We start from the raw sequence: 24,175 nt of genomic DNA on the forward strand, positions 1-24,175 counted from the left end.
TCCATTATACCGTGCGCATCCTCTTCCCCGTTGTGAGCCATATCACACCAACCAAAGGGCAAGCATAAAAAAACAGCACGCGCACAGCGTGCTGCGACACCCTTTTATAGATACGGATGTTCATGCTTCGCTTTTAAGATCGTCCATCTCCGTTCCACTTCCTCCTCCAACTCGCGCAGCAAATCTTTGTTTTCTTCCCGAAGCAAATGCTTCGTTTTTCCCATATATTTTAGCCATTCACTTAACGGGATGCGGCGTCCTTTTGCTTCTGGATTGTACGTAATCGTCGTTTTCCCCCGCTCCACTTCATACAGCGGGAAAAAGCATGAATTCACCGCTGCCTGCAAAATGGTTTCCCCGTACCGCTCCTCCGATTTCCAGTTGAGCGGACAAGTAATGAGCAGCTTACCATACACCGTTCCTTCATGCTGCGCGTACCATTGCGCTTTCGCCGCTTTTTTCACCAAGTCTTGCGGAAACGCTTCTGTCCCGGTGAAAACGTACGGGATGTTCGTTGCTGCCATAATTTGCGGCGTATCTTTATGATGGAACGATTTTCCACGTTGTCCTTTTCCAACCCCGGTTGTTGTGGTCATATGGCCCATCGGGGTCGAGTACGACATTTGTGCCCCGGTGTTCATATAACCTTCGTTATCATATTCAATGATGATCAGCTTATGGTTGCGTAGCGCCGTCCCGATGGCGGACCCCATGCCGATGTCCATCCCGCCGTCACCGGTGACCATGACAAACGTGACATCATCCGAGACATTAAGCTCGCCGCGCCGCTTCAGTTCGAAGAACGCTTCAACCATGCCCGAGAGCGTTGCCGCCCCGTTTTGGAACAAATTGTGCACCATCGTTTGTTTATGCGAGCTGTACGGATACGCGGCTGAAACGACGTACGCGCATCCGGTTTGGAACAAGACGACGATATCGCCTTCAATTCCTTTGAAAAACAGCTCGAGCCCCGGGAAAATGCCGCATCCTGGGCATGCCCCATGCCCTGGGGCAAGACGCTTCGGCTTGGCGGTCAGCGCCCGCAGCGGCGGAATTTTGACGTTTAGCCGTTTCGTTTTGTCATCGACCGTCACGTGGATGAGCCCGCTGCGGAACGCATCGCCATGGATCGGTTCAAGCAGCCGTTTCGGTTGCTGCTCAAGACGTCCAGGCACGTGGCCGAAATAGTCAAACGTTTTTTCCGCTTTTCCTTTTTCCATCGCATCAATGGCCATCCGGAACAATGCTTCAGCGTCTTCGGCGTAAAAATCTTTGCCGCCAAGGCCGTAAACACGGCTTAATACGATCGTCTGATTATCGCGGTCTTCCTGCAGTGCCGCTTTCACTTCATGCGTCATATTCGCCCCGTGCGCCCCGTACGAATCGGCCCGCTCACCGATCAACAGTGCTTTCACATGTTTTAGCGCTTGGCGGATCTCCTCGGCCGGGAACGGGCGAATAATGTTCGGACTGATGACGCCCGCTTTTATCCCTTGTTTTCGCAGGCGGTCGGCTACGTCTTTCGCCGTCTCTGCCGCCGAGTTGAGCAAAAACAGCGCCACTTCGGCATCTTCCATCCGGTATAAATCGAGCGGCTCATAGCGACGCCCCGACCATTTTTCATATTCCGCGGCCACTTGCCGGAATACGTCGCCAGCCCGGTACAAGGCGACAGACTGTTGATAATGGTTGTTGATCAAATCATCGCCGCCCATATGTGCTCCGATCGTCACAGGGCGTTTCGGATCGGCTGCTGTCGGGAACCCTTCTTTGCGCGGACCGATGAACGCCTGCACCGTTTCACGATCGCGGAAATAATGCACTTTCCGTTTTTGATGTGAGGTGAAAAACCCGTCATACGCGATGATGACCGGCAGGCGGACGTCCTCATGTTCGGCGATTCTGAGCGCCATGACGTTCATATCGTAAACGGCTTGCGGCGTGCGGGCTAGCAGCACAACCCAGCCGGTGTTGAGCGTAAAATACAAATCGGAATGGTCGCCGTGAATATCGAGCGGACCGCTGACCGAGCGGGTGACGAGATTCAATACCATCGGAAAGCGGGTGCCTGATTGCACTGGCAGTTGTTCAAGCATGTACATCAGCCCGTTGGCACTCGTGGCGTTCAGCACGCGCGCCCCCATGAGCGACGCGCCGTAGCAAATCCCGGCTGAACCGTGCTCACCATCCGCTGGAATGAGCATCGTTTCATGTTCGCCCCGCCCTTTCATTTGATCAAGCAGCTGGGCGATTTCCGTTGACGGCGTGATTGGGAAGTAACCCATAATGTGATAGTTAATTTGACTCGCCGCTAACGCCGCCATTTCATTGCCGGAGGCAAACGTCATCTCTTGTACTGCTTGGTTGGCCATCTCAACATCTTTTTCAATCATTGCCATGCTTCCATTCCCCCTTTCATAAACGAAAACGAATGTTTCAAGGAATGTGCTTCGGCAAATCCCGGCACTTCCCGTTCGGCCACAAGCGCAGCCGTCGGACACGCTTCGACACATTTTAAACAACCTTTGCAATATTGATAGTCAATGCCAGCTAAAAACATCTGTTTGCGCCCTTTTTTGTCCACCCGTTCCTCCCAAACGAAGCAAAGATCGGGACAGACGTTGTCACAGGCGACACAATGAATACATTTGTCGGCTTCCCAACGTGGCAAAAACCCTTGACGGGAACCGCTTACATTTTTCAACAAACTATTTCCGCCAGCGACAATCACACCGCCGATCAGCTGTGTTTCATATCCAAATCGAGGGCTAGGACGGACGAACGTTCTTTCCTCCGTCGGAGCGGGAGATGCTTGAATCCGCACTTCCTCATACCCGCGACGAAAAGCGCGAATATTTGCTTCGACGAGATGCGGCGCTTTTGTGGCGAACGTCCGGCGAATGACCGTCTCCATCGCTTCCGGTTGGATAAAAGAACAAACGCGCAACAGCGCCCCTACCATCGGCATGTTGATTTTCACTCGCTCCTCGACAGCGATGCCGAGCGCATCGACTATCACCAACGTCCCGTAAGGCAGGCGTAAATCGCGGCGAATGTCATCGAACTCGCGCGTTGAATTCACGACGGCCGTTCCGTCAGCGACAAGACCGCTCGTCACATCGACCATTTTGGCGAGTGCCTCATGAAACACACCAATGACGTGTGGAGTGGCGATCGGACTATGATCACGAATTTCAATATGCGGCTCGCAAAAGCGGATAAAGCTTTTGACCGGTGTTCCTTTTTTCTCGGAACCGTACGAAGAAAAGTTCGCCCCATTCAGCCCCGACCACAACACGCCAGCCTCAGCGAACATTTTCCCCGCCAAGTTCGCCCCCAACCCGCCGATCGACTCGAGGCGAATCTCAAAAAAACCTTGCTCATTCGTCTTTGGCAGCATCGTCATCCCCTCCCATGTGAAAAATACATCCCCAGTTTTATTATAAGTGGAAAATGTTCGAAAAACTGTGACAAAAATCAAACAGTTTGTAGATTTTGGTGAAACACGTAATATAAAACAGTGAATAACAAGATAACTTCTTATATAACAGATGGGACAATTGATATAAAACAAAAAGCCCCAACGGGGCTTATTGTTGAAAATAACGGGCAAGCGTCACGATCATCGCTCCCATCCGCTCATGTTCAGGGGCGATGACGCGGCTGACTCCTTCCTCTTCCAGCGCTTCTTTCGTCACTTTCCCGACAGCACAGGCGACGACATCGGTGCAGAACGCCTCAAGCAGCGGAGTGATATCTTGTTTCTCCCGGGCAAACGAAAAGAAAAAGCGGACTTGTATCGCCGATGTAAAACAGACCGCATCAATTTCGCGCCCGACGACTTCGTTGTATAGCGTCTCCAGCATCTCGTGATCTGGGGCGACATGCCGATACGGGAATAGCTCTGTGTAAGACGCACCGCGCGTAAGGAAAAATTGCTTCAAGACTGGCGCCGTATCACCGTATAGCTGCGCGACGACGCTCTTGCCGGCAAAGTCATACGCGTTAAGGGCGGAAATCAATCCCTTCGTCGTCCCGTCTTCGCTCACCGCTGTTGGGATAACGCCGATGTTTTTCAATGCCGCCACCGTTTTATAGCCGCGCGCAGCGATATCAGCATTCTCGATCACGCGCTTCCACTCAACCGCGATCCCTTCCCTTTCAGCCGTTTTCCAGAGCGCTTCAACCCCAATGCCCGTTGTAAACACTATCCAGTCCGGCCGCATCATAATGATCGCGCGCATTTCCTCACTGAGTTCACTTCCTTTTAAAAAAACCGTCCCTTGCGCCGGGCGGATGACGGCCGTTCCTCCTTGCTTTTCAATGAGTGTTGTCATTTCGTCTAACTTGCGCGAAGCGCATAAGGCGACCCGTTTGCCGCGCATTCGTTTCCCTCCCGTCGTCGATCATTCGTCCTTTCCATTCTAAAAGATCGCCCCCGCCTAGGCAATGAAAAAACACGCACCCTAAAAGGCGCGTGTCACCGTCTCAGCGAGTATGTACGATGGCTTCCTCTCCCCGGCGGTCAAACGAACCGGTAATGCGCGTCGGCTGCACAGAAATAATCCCATCTAACGGAATGTTCATCAACCGCATTTGCCGATTATAAACGAACAGTTTGCGTGCTTCCTGATACAACTTGACCGGCAGCACAACCGTCTCCTCCCCTTGCGCCGTTTGCACGCGCACTGGCTGCTTCTGGGCAATCCACACCGAAAGCTGTTGGCACAATTCTTTCATTCTAATTGCTCTCCCCTCTCATCCATTCCTACTTATGATTATAAAAGGAAAAAACGGAAAAAGGAGTGAAGAAAAATCAACAAATTCGGCAAATGAATGACAAATGGTGTCGAGAAACATTCATCAACGCCACACAAGCGTTCCCCACTTTCGATAAACTAAGCACTTTAGTTGTTTTCCCTATATCGGCTAAAAAGAAAGATGCTGCTCCCCAAAAATCTTCTGTCTTCAAGAAAGACACAAGAGATAAACTGTTTGAATGGTTCCGTGCGTATATACAAAAAGGGTGCCCATTTTGGAACACCCTTTTGGCTCGATTAGCGGTAAATCAACACACGTGCCGCAGTGCGGTCGGCACTTTCACCGACGACGCGAATTTTTAAACCGTACGTCGGCACGTTCCGCCCCGCATCAACCGCTCCTTTGTTACGGTACGACCGGCTGTCATCAAAAACCGGCAACGGCGACGTGTCGTTGTCGATCAGTTTCGATCCGTCAATTTCAACGCGAAACGGCACGCCTTTTTGCAAACTAAATGCCGCATCATGCACTTGATAGCGCGTGGAAGCCACCGTATTGCCTGACCATTTCAACGTGTGCTGATTAGCATCCACGACACCAAGGAACCCTTCACCCGGATGGACGCCTGTCCAGTTGTTGTCATATGACTCATCCACATACCAAACAACAAGGCCCGGGTCGTACGACAGCAATTGATCGCCGCGCAAAATATGCGCCAGTCCTTTATCAACGCCACGGTGGTTGCGCCATTCCAACAAATAGTAATGCTTCGAACGCAGCGTACCGTCGCTTTTCGCAAAACCATCCAACACGAAAATGCTCTCGTTTTCCGCTCCGTCCGTAAGTATGGCTGTTTTGTCTGCCATCACTTGAACATTATCAATATACCAGCCAGCTTCCGATACATACGCATCGGTCACGTAACGGAAACGCAGCTCAATCGTTTGGCCTGCGTACGCCGACAAGTCAAACTCGGCTTTCACCCAACCGTCCGATGTGCCGGTAATGCCGTTGCCTGGGTTTTGCCCATTTGGGTCGTCGGTCGTTGTAATATTTCCTGAAACCGTTACCCATTGATTCGAACTTTGTTCCTTCACTTCAACCACGCCGTAATCCCAATCTTTCTCAATCGCATACCATGCATCAAACGTCAATACTGCTTGCGATGCGCCTGTCAAATCAACTGTGGTGGACATAGAGCTGTTCAAATTATTCCCTTTGCCGGAGAAGTATGCATAGGCGCCGCTGGCTGGAGAAACGATGGTAGTTTTCTTATCCGGCAAGTTGATGCGCACGGCATCGTTGTTTGTTCCTTTCGTATTGGCTTCATCCAATACAACCTCTACTCCTTGTTTCGTCACTTCATCCCATTCCACGGTCGTTCCGTGCAGCCAGTTGCTTCCCGGCATGGTTGACTGCAAAAACTGTTTTGCCCAGGCGCTGAAACCGGTCGGCTCCGTGCCCGGAATGCGCCCCGCCCAGCTGCCGCTCGACATGATCGACCAATACGCAATCGGTTCGCCCAAGCCGGAGTAAATGGTATCATATTCATCCGGCAACCCTAAATCGTGACCGTATTCGTGGGCGAACACCCCCGCAGCCCCGTCGGCCGGCTCGACCGTATAGTCATAAGCAGCCAGCTGACCATTCCAATACGGCACCTCAGTCGTCGTGTTCGGAATCGGGTATACCGATCCTAAATTCCAACGGTGCGACCAAATAGCATCACCGCCGAGCGAACCGCCGCCCGCCTCTTCACCGACGCTCGAGTGGATGATCATCAAATGGTCGATCAAGCCGTCTGGCTCGCGGTAATTGCCGTCACCGTCCAAATCATACCGATCCTCTTGGTCAAACTCGCTTAAATCAATGGTCGGATCGTTGGCTGCCGCCATCAGCGCTTCGCGCACAAGCTCACGCGGGTTGGCATCGTTCCCGTCCGGCGCCGGCACGTTGCCGCCGTAATATTTGGCAGGATGTTTGGCTTTGTACCAACCAGCCACCTTTCCTTCGATCGAATAGCTGCCTCCCGATTGTTCTTCGTAATATTGTTTCACCGACATGAGTTTTTCGCCGTTTGGCCCTTCGTAATAGCCATCATCGCCGCCAAAAATCATGTCTTCATAGTGCTCGCGTGTATAATCTTTGTAATACATGTCTGTTTCATTTGGTTGAATGCTGTTGTGCGGAAAATCCGGATATTCAATGAGCAAGACGAGCACTCGATCGACCCGTTTGCCTCCGTTCCACGGCTCCGGATGGACGGGCGGCACGGAAGCTGTCTTTGATTGCCCTAGTTTTTTCCCTTTCCCATTCAGCACGCCGTTTGTCCGCAATTTTTGTCGCAACACTTCGGTGCGCTTCTTCTCTTTTTCGTACAGTTCCCCCTTTGCCCGCGGCATGTGAGCTGCCTTTTGCCGCAAATACTTGCGCACCTCCTGTTCTGCCTCAGCGGGAGTCGCATTGGAGCGAAGCGTTCCGTTTCGTTTTAACATTTCCGTCAGTTTGTCTTCGTTGGCAATGGCAAAATCGACTGGCCCGCCTTGCTTCACCGCCGGGATCGCCGCGGTGTTGGCTGCTTGCGGCGCTTTTGCCGGCGCCGCCCACAGCCCTATTCCGAGCGACAGCGCCGCTGTCAATGAAAGAATCGATCGTTTTTTCAAAAAGCCCCCTCCTATCAAATAATTAATATAATTTTATATATTTAAAATATTACAAAATTACTAGAAAAGAAAGAGAACTTTTTCATAGATGCAAAACATTTCTTTTTACCTATCGTTGTCGAAAAAACAAGATTTATATCAAAAAAAGGCTATGGATTCTACCTTAACATCTCGCGCATTTTCCGGTTACAATGTAATATATTCGCAGTTTTTGTAGGAATTCGCGCTATGCAGCTGACGATGGGAAAGAGGGTGTCGCGATGCTTAGTATTTTCAAAGATTTTTTGCTCAACTTATTTTTTATTCTCCTACCGGTATTTCTCGTTCCGTTTTGGACAGAGCAAGAAAAGGGACCAAAACGCCTCCGCCTTTATTTGCCAACCGTCTGCTACGCGATCGTGATCGTCTTATGCATCACTCTCCCCGTCGGCACGGGAAACAGCTATATTTTTGATTTGCGGCAAATTCCGCTTTGGCTCGGCAGCTTGTATGGCGGGACGGGGGCGGCAGCGTGCTTAGCGATCGTCACCATCACTTACCGAACTTTATTTGGAGGAATCGGCATCTTTATCACTGCCATCGTTTCCATCGTCATTGCAGTAGCAAGCAGTTTACTGACCAAAAAGTTTGAGCGGTTGCCAACCAAGCAACGAATATTGCTCACCACAACGCTCAGCTTCGGTTCTGGCCTGTTGACGGTCGCTCTGACGGGAGGGATGGCGCCCTCTGCTCTCCCCCCGCTTTCAGTGTCACTCATGTTTTTGCTTGTGCAACCAGCGAGCATGTTCATCGTCTGCGCTTTTCGAGAGATGGCGCGCCACAATATTGCGCTGCGCAAGCGGATCATTCGTGCTGAGAAAATGGAAGCGGTCACCCATTTGGCGGCCTCAATCTCTCATGAAATCCGCAATCCACTCACTGCGGCACGCGGGTTTATCCAACTGATTGAAGAACAGCCGCTCGCCGCCGATAAACGACGCCAATATGCACGCATTGCTATGGAAGAGCTCGACCGGGCCGAGGCGATCATTACCGATTATTTGACCTTCGCAAAACCCGCGCCGGAAACGCCAGAAAAACTGAACGTCAAGCTGGAGATTGAACGAGTCATTGACATCATTCGTCCGTTGGCTAATATGAGTTGTGTTGATATCAAAACGACGCTGTCCCCTTTCTCTGTCATGGGCGAACGTGAAAAATTCCGCCAATGTTTGCTCAATGTCATGAAAAACGCCATCGAAGCGATGCCAAACGGCGGAACGTTGCAAGTATACGTCTCGATCGACGATGGGCGCGTGCTCATCCGCATTGCCGACACTGGCGTCGGCATGACGAAAGAACAGCTTGAACGGCTTGGCGAGCCATACTTTACGACCAAAGGGGTAAAAGGCACCGGTCTTGGAATGATGGTTGTATACCGCATCATTGAATCGATGAACGGCACCATTCGAATCGAAAGCGAAATACATAGGGGGACGACCGTATCGATTTATTTGCCGCTCGCTTCGTCCCTGTCCTCTTCTCGAATTTCTGATAAGGAAAAACAGCTGTTTGCCGTACTGTAAACATAACTGTCCGGATTGTTAGCGCTCTCCTTTTTCGTTTGAAAGCAAAACAACAAAAGGATGATCACAACTTCTATCGTCCAAAAAGGATGCCTCATTTTTCAGGCATCCTTTTCATCTATTCTCTGTTCATTTCATCGTGGTTTATCACCGCCGTTGTTTTTGTTACAATACTATAGGAGTGGAAACACATCGAGAGAAAAGGAGACGTTGGGATGATTCACGTCAAAACAGAACGGGAAATTCAATTGATGCGCGAGGCAGGGAAGCTGCTCGCTGCCTGCCATCAAGAAATCGCCAAACGCATCGGACCGGGGGTAACTACTATGGAGATCGACCGGTTCGTGGAAACGTTTTTGGCCAAATACGGCGCCAAGCCGGAACAAAAAGGATACCGCGGCTATCCATATGCCACATGTGCTTCGGTAAACGATGAAATTTGCCACGGGTTTCCGCGCAAAGAACCGCTTAAGGAAGGGGATATCGTTACCATCGATTTTGTCGTCAATTGGCGCGGAGCGCTCGCCGATTCCGCTTGGACGTACGCCATCGGCGATATCGACGAAGACGTGCAAACTTTGCTTCATGTCACCGAGCAGTCGCTATATAAAGGGATTGAGCAAGCGGTTCTTGGCAACCGGATCGGCGATATCGGCCATGCCATTCAAACGTACGTCGAATCGCACGGGTTTTCCGTCGTCCGCGATTTCACCGGGCACGGCATCGGGCCGAAAATTCATGAAGAGCCGTACATTCCCCATTTTGGCGAAAAAGGAAAAGGGATGCGCTTAAAAGAAGGAATGGTCATTACGATCGAACCGATGGTCAACATGGGGGCTTGGCAAAGCAAAATGGACGCGAACGGTTGGACGGCGCGAACCATTGACGGCTCGTACTCAGCGCAATATGAACATACGATCGCCATTACGAAAGACGGGCCGCTCATTTTAACAACGCTGGCATGAGCACGCCAATGGCTTCCTAGCGGCTAACTTCGATGAGAAAAACCCGGGAGACGTTCACCCGGGTTTTTCATCCTCTTCTGATGATTTCTGTTATGCGGTGATTTTTAATTAAGTTTACATAATATAATTATGGTTCTCTATCCCTCGAGCACTTTGATGTAAACGGTGCGCTGACGTGGTCCGTCATACTCGCAAAAATAAATGCCTTGCCAGCGCCCAAGCAGCAGCCGACCTTCGTGAATAATGACGTGCTGCGACGCTCCGACGGTGCTTGCTTTCATATGAGCGGCTGTGTTCCCTTCCATATGACGGTCAAGTGGGTGCTCCCACGGATACGTTTCATCAAAACGGCGCATCATGTCGCGTTTAACATCGGGGTCCGCGTTTTCATTAATCGTGATTCCTGCCGTCGTGTGCGGACAATAGACGACAGCCATCCCCTCTTCTACTTTAGACAGGCGCACCGTCTCCTCGACAAATGAGGTAATATCAATCATTTCATCCCGCTTCGCCGTGCGGATCGTAAAGGAACGAAGCATCGATTCCACCACCTGAACAAAGATTTTGTACCGGAAAGAAATGTTTGCTACTCTAATTATAGCGCAAAACGAGCAAGGAGAGAAAAACGATGCCGAAACGGTATGAAAATTTAGATAACGTATCCATGCAAAAAACGTGGGCCGATTTTCGCCGCTGGCAGCGAGAACGGAAGCAAAAGCGAAAAGACTTGTCCTATGTCGTACCGCACGCCGTGCCGCCGCAATGGGACCGGCTTCATCAGCCGAACGGACGACCGCAGCTTTGTTGGATCGGCCATTCGACGTTCGTCGTGCAAGTAAACGGCATCACAATCGTCACCGACCCCGTCTGGGCGAAGCGGATGGGAACGGCCAAACGCCTGTCGGCCCCAGGCGTGCCTCTTGAAGAGATGCCACCCGTTGACGCCGTTTTAATCTCCCATGGCCATTACGACCATTTGCATTTCAGCAGCCTTCGCCGATTGCCCGGTGACCCGCATATATTCGTTCCGGCCGGCCTCAGCCGCCTGTTCCACCGGCGTGGCTACCGTCATGTCACTGAACTGTCATGGTGGGAAACAACTACTTTTCGCAACGTATCGCTAACATTTGTTCCTGCTCAACATTGGACGCGGCGGACGCTTTGGGATATGAATACATCACACTGGGGCGGATGGGTCATCGAAGCCAACGGCGCCCCGACGGTTTATTTCGCTGGCGACAGCGGCTATTTCCGCGGTTTTCGCGACATCGGTGAACGCTTTTTGATCGACTATGCTCTCCTGCCGATCGGTGCGTATGAGCCAGAATGGTTCATGGGGCCGCAGCACACAACACCGGAAGAAGCGGTGCAGGCGTTTTTAGATTGCCGCGCCCGTTTGTTTGTTCCAATGCATTACGGTGCCTTCCGGCTCGCCGACGATACACCAAAAGAAGCGCTCGACCGCTTATGGGCCGAGTGGCGGCGGCGCGGATTGGATGACAGCCGCCTGCTTTGCCTGAAGCTCGGCGAGGTGATGGACATCGCTGCTCAACTAGCCGCTAAGCGTGAATATGGGCATGCTGAATCCGACGGAAACGAGCAATGAACGTCCGCAACTGAGGCAAAGAAAAAAGCGCTCCGCTGCCCGCGGAACGCTTTTTCTCTTATTCTTTCACTTCTTTTTTCCACAACCCTACCATCAGGGCTGTCACGGCCGAGCCGATCAAAATAGCGAGGATGTACAGCCATGCGCTTCCTTTGACAATTGGAATGACGAAAATGCCGCCGTGCGGCGCCGGAAGGCCGATGCCAAACAACATCGTCAACGCCCCAGCTACAGCCGAGCCGACGATAATCGACGGAATCACCCGCATCGGATCAGCTGCCGCAAATGGAATCGCTCCTTCCGTAATGAACGAAGCGCCCATAATATAGCACGTTTTGCCAGCCTCGCGTTCGGCTTTCGTAAATTTCTTTTTAAAGAACGTCGTCGCCAGCGCCAACCCGAGCGGCGGCACCATCCCGCCAGCCATAATGGCCGCATGTGGCGCATAGTTGCCAGCATCGATCATGGCGATTCCGAACGTAAACGCCGCTTTGTTAATCGGGCCGCCCATATCAACCGCCATCATGCCGCCTAACACCGCGCCAAGCAGCACTAAGTTCGCCGTCCCCATGCCGGAAAGCCAATGTTTCAACCCTTCATTCAACGCTTTCACTGGATCGATGACAATATACATCATAATGATACCGGTCAAGAAAATGCCGAACAACGGATACAATAACACCGGTTTAATTCCTTCTAACGATTGCGGCAAGCGGCTGAATAATTTCCGCAGTCCGACGACCAAATACCCGGCCAAAAAGCCAGCGATCAATCCGCCGAGGAAACCAGCGCCGCCGTTGGCTGCCATAAAGCCGCCGACCATCCCTGGCGCAAATCCTGGCCGATCGGCAATGCTCATCGCGATAAACGCAGCAAGCACAGGAATCATTAAGGCAAATGCATTGCCGCCGCCGATGTCCATCAATGCTTTAGCAAATGGATGGTACGACGGGTCGTTCGGGTCAAACGCCTTAATGCCGAAAGTGAAGGAGAGCGCGATCAAAATCCCGCCACCGACGACGAATGGAAGCATATTCGAAACGCCGTTCATCAAATGTTTATAAAAGCCAGTGCGCGGTTTTGCCGCCCCCGCGCCGCCCTGCGGAGCACCGCTCGCTCGGTAAATTGGCGCATCTTGGCGCAGCGCTTGCTCAATGAGCGTTTCCGGCTGGCGAATCGCTTGGGCGACCGGTACTTGGATCACATGTTTGCCATCGAAGCGATCCATTTCGACTTGTTTATCAGCCGCGACAATAATCGCCGCAGCATCTTCAATCTCCTGTGCGGTGAGAGCATTTTTCACCCCATCAGATCCATTGGTTTCTACTTTTATCATCACACCCATTTCCGCTGCTTTTGCTTTCAGTGCATCAGCAGCCATATACGTATGGGCAATCCCGGTCGGGCAGGCGGTAACGGCGAGCACTTTCCGTCCGTTGTCAGCTGACGCTGTCCCTAGCGATGGCTCTTCCTCTTCGCTCTCTTTTGCCGCCAACAAACGGACGATTTCCTCTTCATTTGAAGCGTTTTCAAGAGCAGCGCGGAACGACGCGTCCATCAACATCGAAGACAACCGAGCCAACGCCTGCAAATGCGTTTGCTCCCCACCTTCGGGGGCGGCAATCATGAAAAACAAATGGCTCGGCTTGCCATCGAGCGATTCGTAATCAATGCCTTCCGCTGAACGGCCGAATGCCACGGCCGGGCGCTTGACCGCCGCCGTTTTGGCATGCGGAATGGCAATGCCCTCTCCGACGCCGGTCGTGCTTTGCTTTTCACGCGCCCAGATCGCTTGTTTGAACGCCTCGACATCGCTGACTGCTCCCACCTCAGCGAGCTTGGCGGCCAATTCATCAATCACTTCGCTCTTTGTCTGCGCTCGAAGTGCAAGAATGATTGTTTCTTTTGTCAACAAATCGGTGATGTTCATTTTGGCGATCCCCCTTTATTTCCGTTTATAAACGTATGACGCGAATGCGGTCGACGAGTGCTTCCACTTCTTCTTTCGTGCATAAATCTTCGGAAAACGCCGTCGCACTTCCAGCCGCCACGCTGTAAGCGAACGCTTCTTCGATCGATTTCCCGCTCTCTTGGGCGGCCAAAAAGCCAGCGACCATTGAATCGCCCGCTCCGACCGAGTTTCTCACCGTTCCTTGCGGCGCTTCGGCAAACAGCGCGACTTCCTTGCCGAAATAAAACGCTCCGTCACCGCCCATCGACACGATGACATGGCGAATTCCCATCTCGGTCAAACAACGGCCATAGATGACGATTTCTTCTTTCATAAGCTTAGAGGTGTCAAACAGCTCAGCGAGCTCATGATGGTTCGGCTTGATAAGAAACGGCCGGCAAGCGAGCAGCGCTCGGAGCGCCGGACCGCTCGTATCGACGACAAGGCGGGCTTTCCGTTTCGCTGTCTCCGCTGCCATCTGCTCATATACATCCGCCGGCAGTGATGACGGTACGCTTCCCGCCAACACGAGGACATCACCAGTCGAAAGCGTCTCGATTTTCGCCATCAGCTGCGCGGCATCTTCGCTAGCGATGGTCGGACCTTGACCGTTAATTTCCGTCTCTTGCTTGGCTTTCAACTTTACATTAATGCGCGTCTGGCCGGAGACGTGGACAAAATCACAGCGAATGCCTTCTTTTTGCAATTCCGTTTCAATAAACTGTCCCGTAAATCCGCCGGCAAACCCGAGCGCCGTGCTGTCGACACCGAGACGTTTGAGCACTCGCGACACGTTAATTCCTTTCCCTCCTGGGAATGTCAACGTTTTCAGCGCACGGTTCAGTTCGCCGACACGCAATTCATCAACATGAACCACATAGTCAACAGATGGATTAAACGTACATGTGTAAATCATACGCGAACAACCTCGACAATCGTTTTTGCTTCATATCGTTCTTGCCACTCTTCATCCAACTCATCAGTAATCAACACAGCCTCGTTTAAATCAGCAATTTTGGCAAACGCGCTCTCATTGAGTTTCGAATGATCCGCAAGCACATACGCGCGTTGCGCCAGCTGCATTGCCGTATATTTGACCAGCGCCTCTTCCGGATCCGGCGTCGTGTAGCCATACTCGTCATGAACACCGTTAGCACCGATAAAGCATTGGTCAAAGCGGTACTGCCGCAGCGACTCGATGGCCCCTCGCCCAATCAACGCTTTCGTCTTTGGCTTAATCATGCCGCCGACTAAGTACGTCGTTATGTTATGTTCAAGCAACCGTTCCACATGCATCACACCATTCGTGACAACAGTGACCTCTTTGTCAGCCAAATGTGGAATCATTTCCCACGTTGTCGTTCCTGCATCCAAATAAATACAGTTTCCTTTTTGTACCAAACTGGCCGCATAAGCGGCGATTCGCTGCTTTTCTTCTATATACTTCAGCGATTTTTCCGACACGCTTAACTCTTCACGTTTTTGTTGCAACAAGGCTGCTCCACCGTGCACGCGGCGCAGCTTTTTTTCTTTTTCAAGCTGCGTCAAATCGCGACGAATCGTCGACTCGGAAGAACCGGTCGCCTCCACGAGCTCTTGCAGCTTGACAATTTCTTTTTGCGCCAAAAGTTCCAAAATGAGACGGTGGCGCTCTTCGGTCAGCACGTTTCCACCTCCCATGATGATCGATATCGCTTGTATCCCTATCATAAGCGAAAACAGAGAAAAAATCAATCAAAATCATTCATTAACACTCAATATTAATCAAAAATATCATTTAAAACGGTCATGATCATTCATCACCAACAACAAAAAAACATTGCCTTTCATTTCGTCAGGCAATGTTGCTGAACTATAATTCGGAAAGATATAGTTGAATGTGCAAGGAGTCGATTTGGGAAACGAGCAATTCATCGTACTTCTTTTGTGCTAAAAAACGCATCTCCGCCTCCGTTACATCCGGATGCTCATTTTTGACTTGTTCCACCATGTCATTCCACACGTTTTGCGCCAGCAAAACAAGCCGGACATATCGCCGTTCTTGCTCCCAAAATGCCGATTCACCGTATTGGCGGAGGAGCGTTCGAGCGGTTTCGCTCCCTTCGTATTGACGCTTTCTTTTTTCTACTTCACGATCAACGACCGGTTCATCTACCGAATAGCCTTTTTCTTCAGCAAGCAGCGCCATCGAATGCAGTTCAATGAGACGGGTAACAGCGGAGCGAGGCTCAGCCGTCTCATTCAGCTGCCGCTCCCAATAACTGATCCGCTCGTTGAGCTCTTCGCCCCGATACTTCTTTTTGACCGCCTCCATGGCCGAGGAGATCTCAATTTGCCAGCGTGTTTGATAAAACTTGACATCTGCCGTCGTAATCGCCATGCCATTGATCATCGCCGCTACGTCTTGCCGCTTCACCTCTAGTGTAACAAGCTTTTCGATCGTCTCATTACCGTCTTTGATTTGCAACAAAACATCCCATTCCCCTTCCATCGGCAGCTGCACATCCCCTTCATAAAGGCCGTCTTCCTTCTCCTCCAACGAGGCAACGATTTGCCCATGATCCATATTCGCCATCTCAAATATCGCCGTCACTTCAAGCCCGCTGGCTGGTTTCCCATCCTTTTGAATGGCAATCGCAAACGAAGAAGCTGTCCCCTCCTTATAAAAGGGAGACGTTTTCACCGACACGGTCCAATCGTTTCCTTGGCATCCGGCAAGCAAGAAGAGAAGAGCAGCCATAACGAGCATCCATCGTTGCTTCACTTTATTCTCCCCCCATCAGTGCGCTCAGTTCAAATTCTTCGATTCGATATTTCGTGATTTTCCCGTTTTCCAAGTAAGCGACATGGGTGCAAAGCTGCCTTACTTCATCGATATGGTGCGACGACAGCAATATCGTTTTGTTCGGCAAAGAGCGTAAAATCATCAACACCTCCGCCCGTCCTAACGGATCGAGCCCGCTTGTCGGCTCGTCTAAAATCAGCAAGTCAGCATCATAGTAAAGCATAATGGCAAGCCCAAGCCGCTGCAGCATCCCTTTCGAATACTGTTTGCTTTTCATATGACGTGCTTCCCATAACCGAACGGTGTGCAAAACGTCTTCGATCCGCTGTTCATCGACCACACCGTGCAACGAGGCAAAAAAGCGAACATTTTCCTCACCCGTTAACTGGGGATACAACTGAAACTTTTCCGGCAAATAAGCGACTTTCTTTTTCCACTCATGCCGCCGATGATCAATGCCATCAATATATACCGTTCCGCGCACTGCCGGAAGCAAATTCAACAAACTATGAATCAATGTCGACTTGCCAGCGCCATTCCGCCCAACTAAGGCACACCGCTCCCCTTTATGAATGACAAGATCGACGTCATCAAGCACTTTATTGTTTCGGTAGGAAACCGTCAACCCTGTCACTTCAATCATCGTTCTTCCCCCTTTCGACTCCATACCATCGATGCCGCCAATGCCCCAAGCCCCCAGACGAACATATTCAACGCAACAAGAGCGCCGGGAGGGAAGGAGAAAAATTTTTTCATCGTCCGTGACAAATAATCAAGCGAGAACATCCCGAGCGACGTCTCTAAGTAAAAACGGAGCGCATGAAGCGGCTGCAGAAAATAAACCAATGAGAACACATGCACATTGTCATACGTCACCGACGGCAAAATATAAAGCAGTACAAAGTCATACAAATAAATGAAAAAGAATGCGGCAAACAAATTGGCGCCAATCAATTGAATTTTCGTCTTGCACGCGAACCCTAGCCCAATTCCGATTTGGTTAAAAATGAACACGAGCACCACCGTGGCGAGCAAAAAGTAGAGAAAATACGATAAATGAAAGACAAACCAAAACTTGGCTGGAATAATCAAAACGAAGTACCAGACGACAAACACCATCATCGTAATGAGCTGGATCGCCGCGCTTTTTTTCCATAAAAACTGCCAAGGTGATCCACTTTTTGCGACAATCATCACCATCGTCCGCTGCTCCTTCTCCTGCATGACGGAAAAAGAAGCAAAAAATAAACAAAGAAGCGGCACAATGTATGCATTCATGTCAAACATCATCTGCAAAAAAATCGTCAATCCATGCTCAGCCGGCAATGACTTAGCGCTCATCAACACGGAAAGCGATGCGGCAACAACCAGCAGAAAAAACAACCAAAACGCCTTCCCCCGCGAAAGCTCAAGCCATTCTTTCCAAATGTAGCTCATCTCCTCCCCCTCCTTTGCAGACCAATCACCGTGATGGCTCCAAAGCCAAGCAATCCCCACCACCAACTAGCCGATGCGCTCTTTTTCACAAGCGGCGCATGATCGACCGCCATCACTTCGCCTGCTTGCCGCCATTCGTTGATGGCCTCATAGACGCCTAAGCTTGGCGACGATAAAAACAAGTACGCCAGTTCATTTTCTTCCGCTAACTTATGAAAGGAAGACGCATAGCGAAACGGGGAATCTCCTTTCCCATCTTCGTTCAAATCAAGCAACGCCGCTTCGTCGCCCCAATCATTGCCAACGCCGCGAAAATCCCAGCTGTTATTGTCCTCGCCGCCAAGGCGCGTAACGGCAATCGTATTTTTCCAAAGCCGGTTTTCCGTAAACGTTTGGCGCTGTGAACTCGCCCAAAGCTCAATACCGATCTCATTTTGCAAAAAAACGTTTCGTCGCACAAAATTATCGTTCGACTGATCGACATACAGCCCCCGCTCGTTTTGATAAAACGTATTGTCAATGATTCGGTTATCGTTCGCCATTTGCAGCAACAACCCAAACGAACGCATTCCTTTATTGAATAAAAAGCAGTTGTTTTTCAAGATAATCCGGTTCGAGTTCATGATCGCCGCCCCGCCGTTATTGAGCATAAACGTATTGTCATAAAACGCATTGTCATCCGAATACATGTAATGAAGCCCGTAACGGGTGTGCGACACTTTGTTTCCCTTCGCGACGTTATGGTTCGCATAGTCAAAAAAGATGCCATCCCTCGTTCCGACAATGGTGTTGTTTTCGAGCTTATTAAAATTAGAATAATAAATATGCAGCCCATTTCCTTGTCCAGCGATTTCCCCGTTTTGTTCGCCGATCACTCGCACATTGGCGATCCGGTTATGATGCGCCTGACTCAAGTAAATGCCATGAAACGATTGTTTTACCGTTATGTGTTCTAGCGTATTATAATCGGAATAAACTTTGATGCCGGCGTATTCCTCTTGCGTGCTCCGGCTTTTTCCGCTGTTCGTGACGGTCACATGTGTAATGGTGACATGCGGCGCTTTGATCGAAATCACATTGCCGCGCCCGCTTCCTTGAATGACCGTGCCTTTTGTGCCGATGATGGTCAGCGGTTTGTCGATGACAATATCGCCAATGTACGTTTGGCCTGTTAGGCGAATCGTGCCGTGAGCCGGAGCAGCGTCAATCAGCTGCTGCAGCGTCTGGCCGGCAGCCGCTTCTTTCGGAACATCGAAAAAGAAAAAAATGAACAAGGAAATGAGCAGCCATCGCTTCATGTTTTTCTCTCCTTCCATAGCGGAACGAGCAGGCAAACGAACGCGGCACCGACGAGATACGCACCGGTCGCAAAATAGCTGAACGTCGTAAAGTTGGCGATCCGGTTTTCTCCGAAAATCGGCGGCACAAACGGATCGATATCGATCGGGGCGTTATCGTTTAAATTCGTTCCAAAGTCAGCGAGCCAGCGATGAATATCGTAAAGACCGAGCGCCCCGCCAATGAGAAAGGCGGCGATGAACACGTACAGCCCTCTTTTGCTTCTCGTGAACGCGATGATGAATGCCGCTATGGCCATAGCGATCACGATGTAGGACAAATAGCCAAGTTCCGGAAAGCTCTCTTCACTAAACGGCTTCATGCCGATATAGTGATTGAGTCCGTTAATAATGTCGATATCCCCTTCAAGCCGATTCGGATAAACGATAATCTCTAATCCTTCCGGATATTGCGGAGCGATGAAATCCATCCCCCACCAAGGAAACGCTAAAGACAAAAGCAGCAATCCTCCGGCCGCGCCGACAAAGACGGCAGACAACGGAGACAGTTTCGCTGCAGCCATTTTCTTCACACCTCTTTTGTTAGTCAGGGGGGCGCGTCCGCCCCCTCGGTTTATTGTTTCGGCTTTACCAACAAATACCCGGTCATTTCTTGGTGCAGCGCTGAACAGAAGTTCGTGCAATACAACGGGTACGTTCCCGGCTTATTGGCGGTAAACTCGATCGTGTTCGTTTGTCCCGGCTGAATTTCCATATTCAAGTTATACTGGTTGATGGCAAAACCATGGGTAATGTCCTCATCAAAGTCAAGGTTCGTCAGGTGGATGACAACTTTATCTCCTTCATTCACTTCAATGACGTCCGGCCGCTTCGCATTGGCATCAAAAATAAACTTCGAACGCATTGCGATGCCGTAGACGTGCACCTCATTTCCTTTCCGGACGATGCGGGCGTCTTTTTGGTTGTACACAGCGTCTGGATTGTTGTTCTCTTTCGGGTACACTTCAACCGTTTTAATTTTATCGGCCTTGATCATTTGCCCATAGTGCGGTTCCGGATCGACCGGCGACGATTGGATCACTTTCATTTTGTCACCGCTAATGTCAATGAGCTGCATCGATTCCGGGTGGGACGGCCCGACCGATAAATAGCTGTCTTTCGCCAACTTGTTGAGCGACACTAAATATTTGCCGTCCGGAGATACGGTATCCCCTTCCGCCGCGACGGCATGCCCCGGCGAATATTGAACCGGAACGCGGTCAAGCACTTCGCCGGTTTCCGGATTCCATTTCACAATTTCAGACGAAATAAACATCGTCGTATACGCCATGCCTTTGTCATCAAACTGCGTATGCAGCGGCCCAAGCGCGTTTTCCGGATTGACTTCCCGCTCCATCACCGATTCGTATTTCAAAATCGGGATGCCGTTCCGCTCGCCGGCAAACTCTTTCTTTTCAATCGCCTGAAACGCCTTTTCAAACGAAAATACCGTCAACAACGGGGCGAGCTTCCCGGAGGCGATGAAATATTTCCCGTCTGGGGTAACGTCGACGCCATGCGGCGATTTGGCGACCGGCACTAAATAAATGCCCCCTTTATGCTTTTCCGGAAAGATCATTTTTTGACCGCCGACATTGTCATATTTCCCCGCTTTCACCATGTTCTCAAGCTCTTTCCAGTTAAACAGCACGATAAAGTCGCGGTCTTCTTGAGACGCGTTGATTTCCAAGTTTGTTGTCGCTTCTTCCGTATTGTACGTTGTCAGCACGGCCCAATCTTTTGAGATTTTTTTCCCGGCATCGGACAAATCGTACGACCACGGCGGCAACGCAACTTGATAGGCAATGTGCAGCTTTTGCGCCTTTTCATCGAACGTGACCGCACTCATCACACCGCGGTATTTTTCGCTATACTCATCAAGCGAGGCGTACTGATGGCCGAGCGGAACGGAAAATCGGGTCGGCAAAAATAAGTATTCGGTATTCTCCGTCACAAACGCGGCACAGTGCGGACCGCTCGTATTGGGGACTTCGATCATGTCTTTGACCGTAAACGTTTTCAAATCCATCACTGCCGCCCGGCTGTTCGCCACATCGGTCGCAAACATATACTTGCCGTCATATTCTCCATTCGTTTCCGAGAAAGCCGGATGATGCAAATCGCCCCACGTATAGCCGCCAAGCATTTTTTTCGAATGGGTATCCCAGCCGTAGCCGGTCGCCGGATCGGGCGAAAAGACAGGAACCGTGCGAATGCGCCGCATCGACGGCACCCCGTAAATAAACATTTGCCCCGAGTGGCCACCAGAGGCGAACAAGTAATATTCATCTTTTTCACCAAACGGAACGTACACTTTTTCCGCATCGGTTTTGGCCGATGCAGTCGAAACGGTATCAGGAGTGGAAAAATTGCCGAAAAAGACAGTTGACGCCAACACTCCAACTGCCAACCCTGACAACGCGGAAATCACTTTTTTCTTCACTCTCGTTCCTCCCATCGTTTCTTACTTTTCGGATGCTTCTTTTAAGAGAGCAATAATTTCGGCCCGCTCCTCATCTGTCAGCGGATTCGATTTGATCACCCCAGACATCACCGCAGACGTCGGCGCTTTTAAAAACTCTTCAATCGGCTTGCCGTGTTTGCCCTCGACTTCTCGATAAGCGTTCGATAAATCCGGACCGGTCGTCCCTCCTTGCAAGTTAAGCTTGGAAACAGAGTGGCAAGAGAGACAACCTTTTTGTTGCAGGATAGTCCCGTCCTGCGTACTAGCGTTTGTTGTCTTGCCCGCCCCCTTCCCATCCTCTGTCGAAGCTGATGGTTGGGACGATTGAGCCGTCTCTTGTTTTCCTGCCTGCGTCGCATTCGTCTCTCCTTTCGTTCCTCCCAACTGAAAATACGAATAACCGCCAGCCAAACCGATCAAAGCGCTAATGAGAAAAATGACGACCGTTTGTTTCATGCCCCTCCTCCTTCTACAGTGAGAAATTCGTTTACCATTATAGCCACCCGCCCTTGACCTCCCCTGTGCAAAAAGTCACTTCATTTCCAAGATCAGTGAACATTATTTGGCAAAAGCGTGGCAAAACGGTGAAAAACAAAAAACACTTGCCACCGGCAAGTGTCCTTTCCCTTGTTCAATTCAGTTGTTGCATCTCAGCTAGCGGCAAATAACGCTCGCGCACAAACGCGACAAACTTCGCCGCATACACGGGATCAAACTGCGTCCCAGCGCAACGCTCGATTTCCTCAAGCGCCTCTTCAAACGTTTTCGTCGGCTGGTACGGCCGCTCGGTCGTCATGGCGTCAAATGAGTCGATAATACACAAAATGCGGGCCAATTTCGGGATTTCTTCCCCCTTCAGCCCGTACGGATACCCTTTCCCATCATATCGTTCGTGATGCAGCTCGACAAGCGGAAGCAACTCATCAAACCGCTTCTCCGCCGCTACAATCTCGCGCCCCCACGCCACGTGCTTTTGGATGATCTCCCATTCGTGCTTTTCCAATTTTCCGGACTTATTTAAAATATCCCGGGGCACTTCGATTTTTCCAATGTCATGAATGATCGCTCCCAGGGCAAGCGTCTGCCGTTCATGGACCGTCAATTCGTCAAGGCGGCTGCCAAATTCAAGTGCATATTTAAACACCCGTTTGCTATGGCGGTATGTATAGACATCTTTCGAAAGAAAGAATTTCACTTGTTGCTCGAGCGCTTCCAAGTCTTGTTTAAACTTAATTTCATCCAAGCACATATTATGTTTATCATACAACTGAACGTTGTTTTTCCCTTGCGCCTTCGCGTAATAAAGCGCCTGATCGGCGCGGTGGATGAGCTCATCGCTTTCATGCATATCTTTTTCCATCTCGGCGATGCCGCACGAAAACGACAGGCAACGATACGGAATATGCTCGACGCCGTCAAAATATGTATCGTTCACTTCTTTGCGCAACCGGTTTAAAAACGCGTACGCGTCTTCTTTCGTCGTGTTGGGCATTAAAATGGCAAACTCTTCGCCGCCATAGCGGGCGACCGTGAAGTTCGTCCCTTCCACCGCTTTTTGCAGCAGCTTCCCAAAAAAAGCCAACAAACGATCTCCTTGCAAATGCCCGTTCCGGTCATTGTATTTTTTAAAATCGTCCAAATCCAGAAATGCCAAGGTCAACGGCTGTTTCAACAGCTTGCAGTCGGAAAACTGCTCCTTGAGCGTTTCTTTGAAAAAACCGTGGTTGTATAGGCCGGTGAGGTGATCTCTGTTGGCGCGGTTGGATACTAACTGGTATAATTCCAAAAATTTCCTAAAAACAATAGACAATATCGTTACTAAAATAATAAATAAGGACAAGCCAAAATATTTCTCTTCCGACAATAAAATGGCTAAAACCATTGAAAGAAGCAATGTTACTGAATAACCAACACACGCCTCTTTTAAGACGCCTAACTCTAGAGCACCTTTAAATATTTGTCCAATGAAATAGAAGAAAAGAAAAATCAATAATACATTAATACTAAAATAAACTAGCAAACTAATCAAATAAGGAAGTAAATGATGGACATTTATCTTCCCAATATTCCCATCGAAGAATAAAAATGAGTAATAAGCACCTGATATCATCAAACAATACATTGAGAAATTAAATAAATGTCTCCATGCAGACATTCGTTGATTACGATACAATTCTATCAAACTAAAAATAAAAAGAACCTGTAACGTAAAGTTCAATCCATATAAAAACAGGGTAGCCAAGTAAACAGCAGAATCCATTGAAAAAGAATTAGCTTTAGGGGGCAAGATAATAGGAAAAAGATTCAACAAAACGACAGAACCAGTCAATATATATACTAAAACCCAATCTTTTAAGGATTGAGAATGGATATCAACCTCTGTAGCAAATATACACATCCCTAAAAGAGAGACAACAACAGTATATAGTTTTTCTTTGTTTTTTAACCGTTCAAAAACCATACAAAATCACTCTCAGCTAAAAAATTTTAAAGAAGGAGTATCGCCTCCCTCTTTATTATATAGGTTGTAATAAAGAATTTCCGACCTCCATGTCCCGTCTTTACTTTATCACCTAACAAGCTGGCACGGTGACAAGAAGAGCGAACAATGCCATGTAAAACAAAATTGCAACTTATATAG

The 24,175-nt window shown here is 49.9% G+C and carries 20 protein-coding genes; 3 read left to right on the forward strand and 17 right to left on the reverse strand.

From position 1 onward, the window contains the following. Positions 1-104: 104 nt before the first annotated feature. The 5 genes from NSQ22_RS09720 to NSQ22_RS09740 form a co-directional block, all read right to left on the reverse strand. Positions 105-2,399, reverse strand: coding sequence for a thiamine pyrophosphate-dependent enzyme (locus tag NSQ22_RS09720; RefSeq protein ID WP_339263363.1), 2,295 nt, complete (start codon positions 2,397-2,399; stop codon positions 105-107). After that, entirely contained in the window at positions 2,390-3,406 is a 1,017-nt protein-coding gene (locus NSQ22_RS09725) for a 2-oxoacid:acceptor oxidoreductase family protein (RefSeq protein ID WP_172825306.1), read from the reverse strand. The genes NSQ22_RS09720 and NSQ22_RS09725 overlap by 10 nt, the downstream gene beginning before the upstream one ends. A gap of 184 nt (positions 3,407-3,590) precedes the next feature. Then, complete coding sequence (locus NSQ22_RS09730; RefSeq protein ID WP_081157149.1) at positions 3,591-4,385, reverse strand: uroporphyrinogen-III synthase; 795 nt, start codon at positions 4,383-4,385, stop codon at positions 3,591-3,593. Positions 4,386-4,488: 103 nt separating this feature from the next. Then, on the reverse strand, positions 4,489-4,740 hold the full coding sequence (locus tag NSQ22_RS09735; RefSeq protein WP_011887492.1) for a hypothetical protein: 252 nt from the start codon (positions 4,738-4,740) through the stop codon (positions 4,489-4,491). A 317-nt stretch (positions 4,741-5,057) separates the two neighbouring features. After that, positions 5,058-7,424, reverse strand: coding sequence for an immune inhibitor A domain-containing protein (locus NSQ22_RS09740; RefSeq protein ID WP_099232752.1), 2,367 nt, complete (start codon positions 7,422-7,424; stop codon positions 5,058-5,060). Between the two features lie 260 nt (positions 7,425-7,684). Here NSQ22_RS09740 and NSQ22_RS09745 point away from each other — a divergent pair, with 260 nt between their 5' ends. Together NSQ22_RS09745 and map are read left to right on the forward strand one after the other, a co-directional pair. After that, positions 7,685-8,989: an ATP-binding protein gene (locus tag NSQ22_RS09745; protein ID WP_081157151.1), complete on the forward strand. Its 1,305-nt coding sequence runs from the start codon at positions 7,685-7,687 to the stop codon at positions 8,987-8,989. Between the two features lie 215 nt (positions 8,990-9,204). Next, positions 9,205-9,954, forward strand: coding sequence for a type I methionyl aminopeptidase (gene map, locus NSQ22_RS09750; protein WP_008880119.1), 750 nt, complete (start codon positions 9,205-9,207; stop codon positions 9,952-9,954). Between the two features lie 137 nt (positions 9,955-10,091). On the opposite strand, the gene NSQ22_RS09755 is transcribed toward map, so the two are convergent. Continuing rightward, complete coding sequence (locus NSQ22_RS09755) at positions 10,092-10,493, reverse strand: secondary thiamine-phosphate synthase enzyme YjbQ (protein ID WP_008880118.1); 402 nt, start codon at positions 10,491-10,493, stop codon at positions 10,092-10,094. 89 nt (positions 10,494-10,582) lie between these two features. Between NSQ22_RS09755 and NSQ22_RS09760 the strand changes: the two genes are divergently transcribed. Continuing rightward, positions 10,583-11,560 carry an MBL fold metallo-hydrolase gene (locus NSQ22_RS09760; RefSeq protein ID WP_008880117.1) on the forward strand — a complete coding sequence of 326 codons (978 nt, stop codon included), beginning with the start codon at positions 10,583-10,585 and terminating at the stop codon, positions 11,558-11,560. 58 nt (positions 11,561-11,618) lie between these two features. Here NSQ22_RS09760 and NSQ22_RS09765 read toward each other — a convergent pair whose 3' ends face one another. The 11 genes from NSQ22_RS09765 to NSQ22_RS09815 form a co-directional block, all read right to left on the reverse strand. Then, positions 11,619-13,490, reverse strand: a complete 1,872-nt coding sequence (locus NSQ22_RS09765; protein ID WP_029761267.1) for a fructose-specific PTS transporter subunit EIIC — start codon at positions 13,488-13,490, stop codon at positions 11,619-11,621. 25 nt (positions 13,491-13,515) lie between these two features. Then, positions 13,516-14,427: a 1-phosphofructokinase gene (gene pfkB / locus NSQ22_RS09770; RefSeq protein ID WP_029761266.1), complete on the reverse strand. Its 912-nt coding sequence runs from the start codon at positions 14,425-14,427 to the stop codon at positions 13,516-13,518. Then, positions 14,424-15,176: a DeoR/GlpR family DNA-binding transcription regulator gene (locus tag NSQ22_RS09775; RefSeq protein ID WP_029761265.1), complete on the reverse strand. Its 753-nt coding sequence runs from the start codon at positions 15,174-15,176 to the stop codon at positions 14,424-14,426. The genes pfkB and NSQ22_RS09775 overlap by 4 nt, the downstream gene beginning before the upstream one ends. 187 nt (positions 15,177-15,363) lie before the next feature. After that, entirely contained in the window at positions 15,364-16,275 is a 912-nt protein-coding gene (locus tag NSQ22_RS09780; RefSeq protein WP_100660466.1) for a FixH family protein, read from the reverse strand. Position 16,276: 1 nt separating this feature from the next. Further along, positions 16,277-16,939, reverse strand: a complete 663-nt coding sequence (locus tag NSQ22_RS09785; RefSeq protein ID WP_008880111.1) for an ABC transporter ATP-binding protein — start codon at positions 16,937-16,939, stop codon at positions 16,277-16,279. Further along, complete coding sequence (locus tag NSQ22_RS09790) at positions 16,936-17,733, reverse strand: ABC transporter permease subunit (RefSeq protein ID WP_081157154.1); 798 nt, start codon at positions 17,731-17,733, stop codon at positions 16,936-16,938. The genes NSQ22_RS09785 and NSQ22_RS09790 overlap by 4 nt, the downstream gene beginning before the upstream one ends. Further along, complete coding sequence (locus NSQ22_RS09795) at positions 17,730-19,031, reverse strand: nitrous oxide reductase family maturation protein NosD (RefSeq protein ID WP_081157155.1); 1,302 nt, start codon at positions 19,029-19,031, stop codon at positions 17,730-17,732. The genes NSQ22_RS09790 and NSQ22_RS09795 overlap by 4 nt, the downstream gene beginning before the upstream one ends. Then, entirely contained in the window at positions 19,028-19,594 is a 567-nt protein-coding gene (locus NSQ22_RS09800) for a hypothetical protein (protein WP_042382788.1), read from the reverse strand. The genes NSQ22_RS09795 and NSQ22_RS09800 overlap by 4 nt, the downstream gene beginning before the upstream one ends. Before the next feature lie 50 nt (positions 19,595-19,644). Next, a complete protein-coding gene (gene nosZ, locus NSQ22_RS09805; protein ID WP_081157156.1) occupies positions 19,645-21,513 on the reverse strand; it encodes a Sec-dependent nitrous-oxide reductase in 1,869 nt (622 codons plus the stop codon). A gap of 21 nt (positions 21,514-21,534) precedes the next feature. Next, the gene (locus tag NSQ22_RS09810; RefSeq protein WP_033010814.1) at positions 21,535-21,990 is read right to left on the reverse strand and encodes a cytochrome c; all 456 of its coding nucleotides are present in this window, start codon (positions 21,988-21,990) and stop codon (positions 21,535-21,537) included. Positions 21,991-22,165: 175 nt separating this feature from the next. Then, positions 22,166-23,995, reverse strand: coding sequence for a diguanylate cyclase (locus NSQ22_RS09815; protein ID WP_087960052.1), 1,830 nt, complete (start codon positions 23,993-23,995; stop codon positions 22,166-22,168). Between the last annotated feature and the right edge of the window lie 180 nt (positions 23,996-24,175).

The sequence above is a fragment of the Geobacillus sp. FSL K6-3411 genome (assembly GCF_037965715.1).
GTDB classification, from domain to species: Bacteria; Bacillota; Bacilli; order Bacillales; family Anoxybacillaceae; genus Geobacillus; species Geobacillus thermodenitrificans.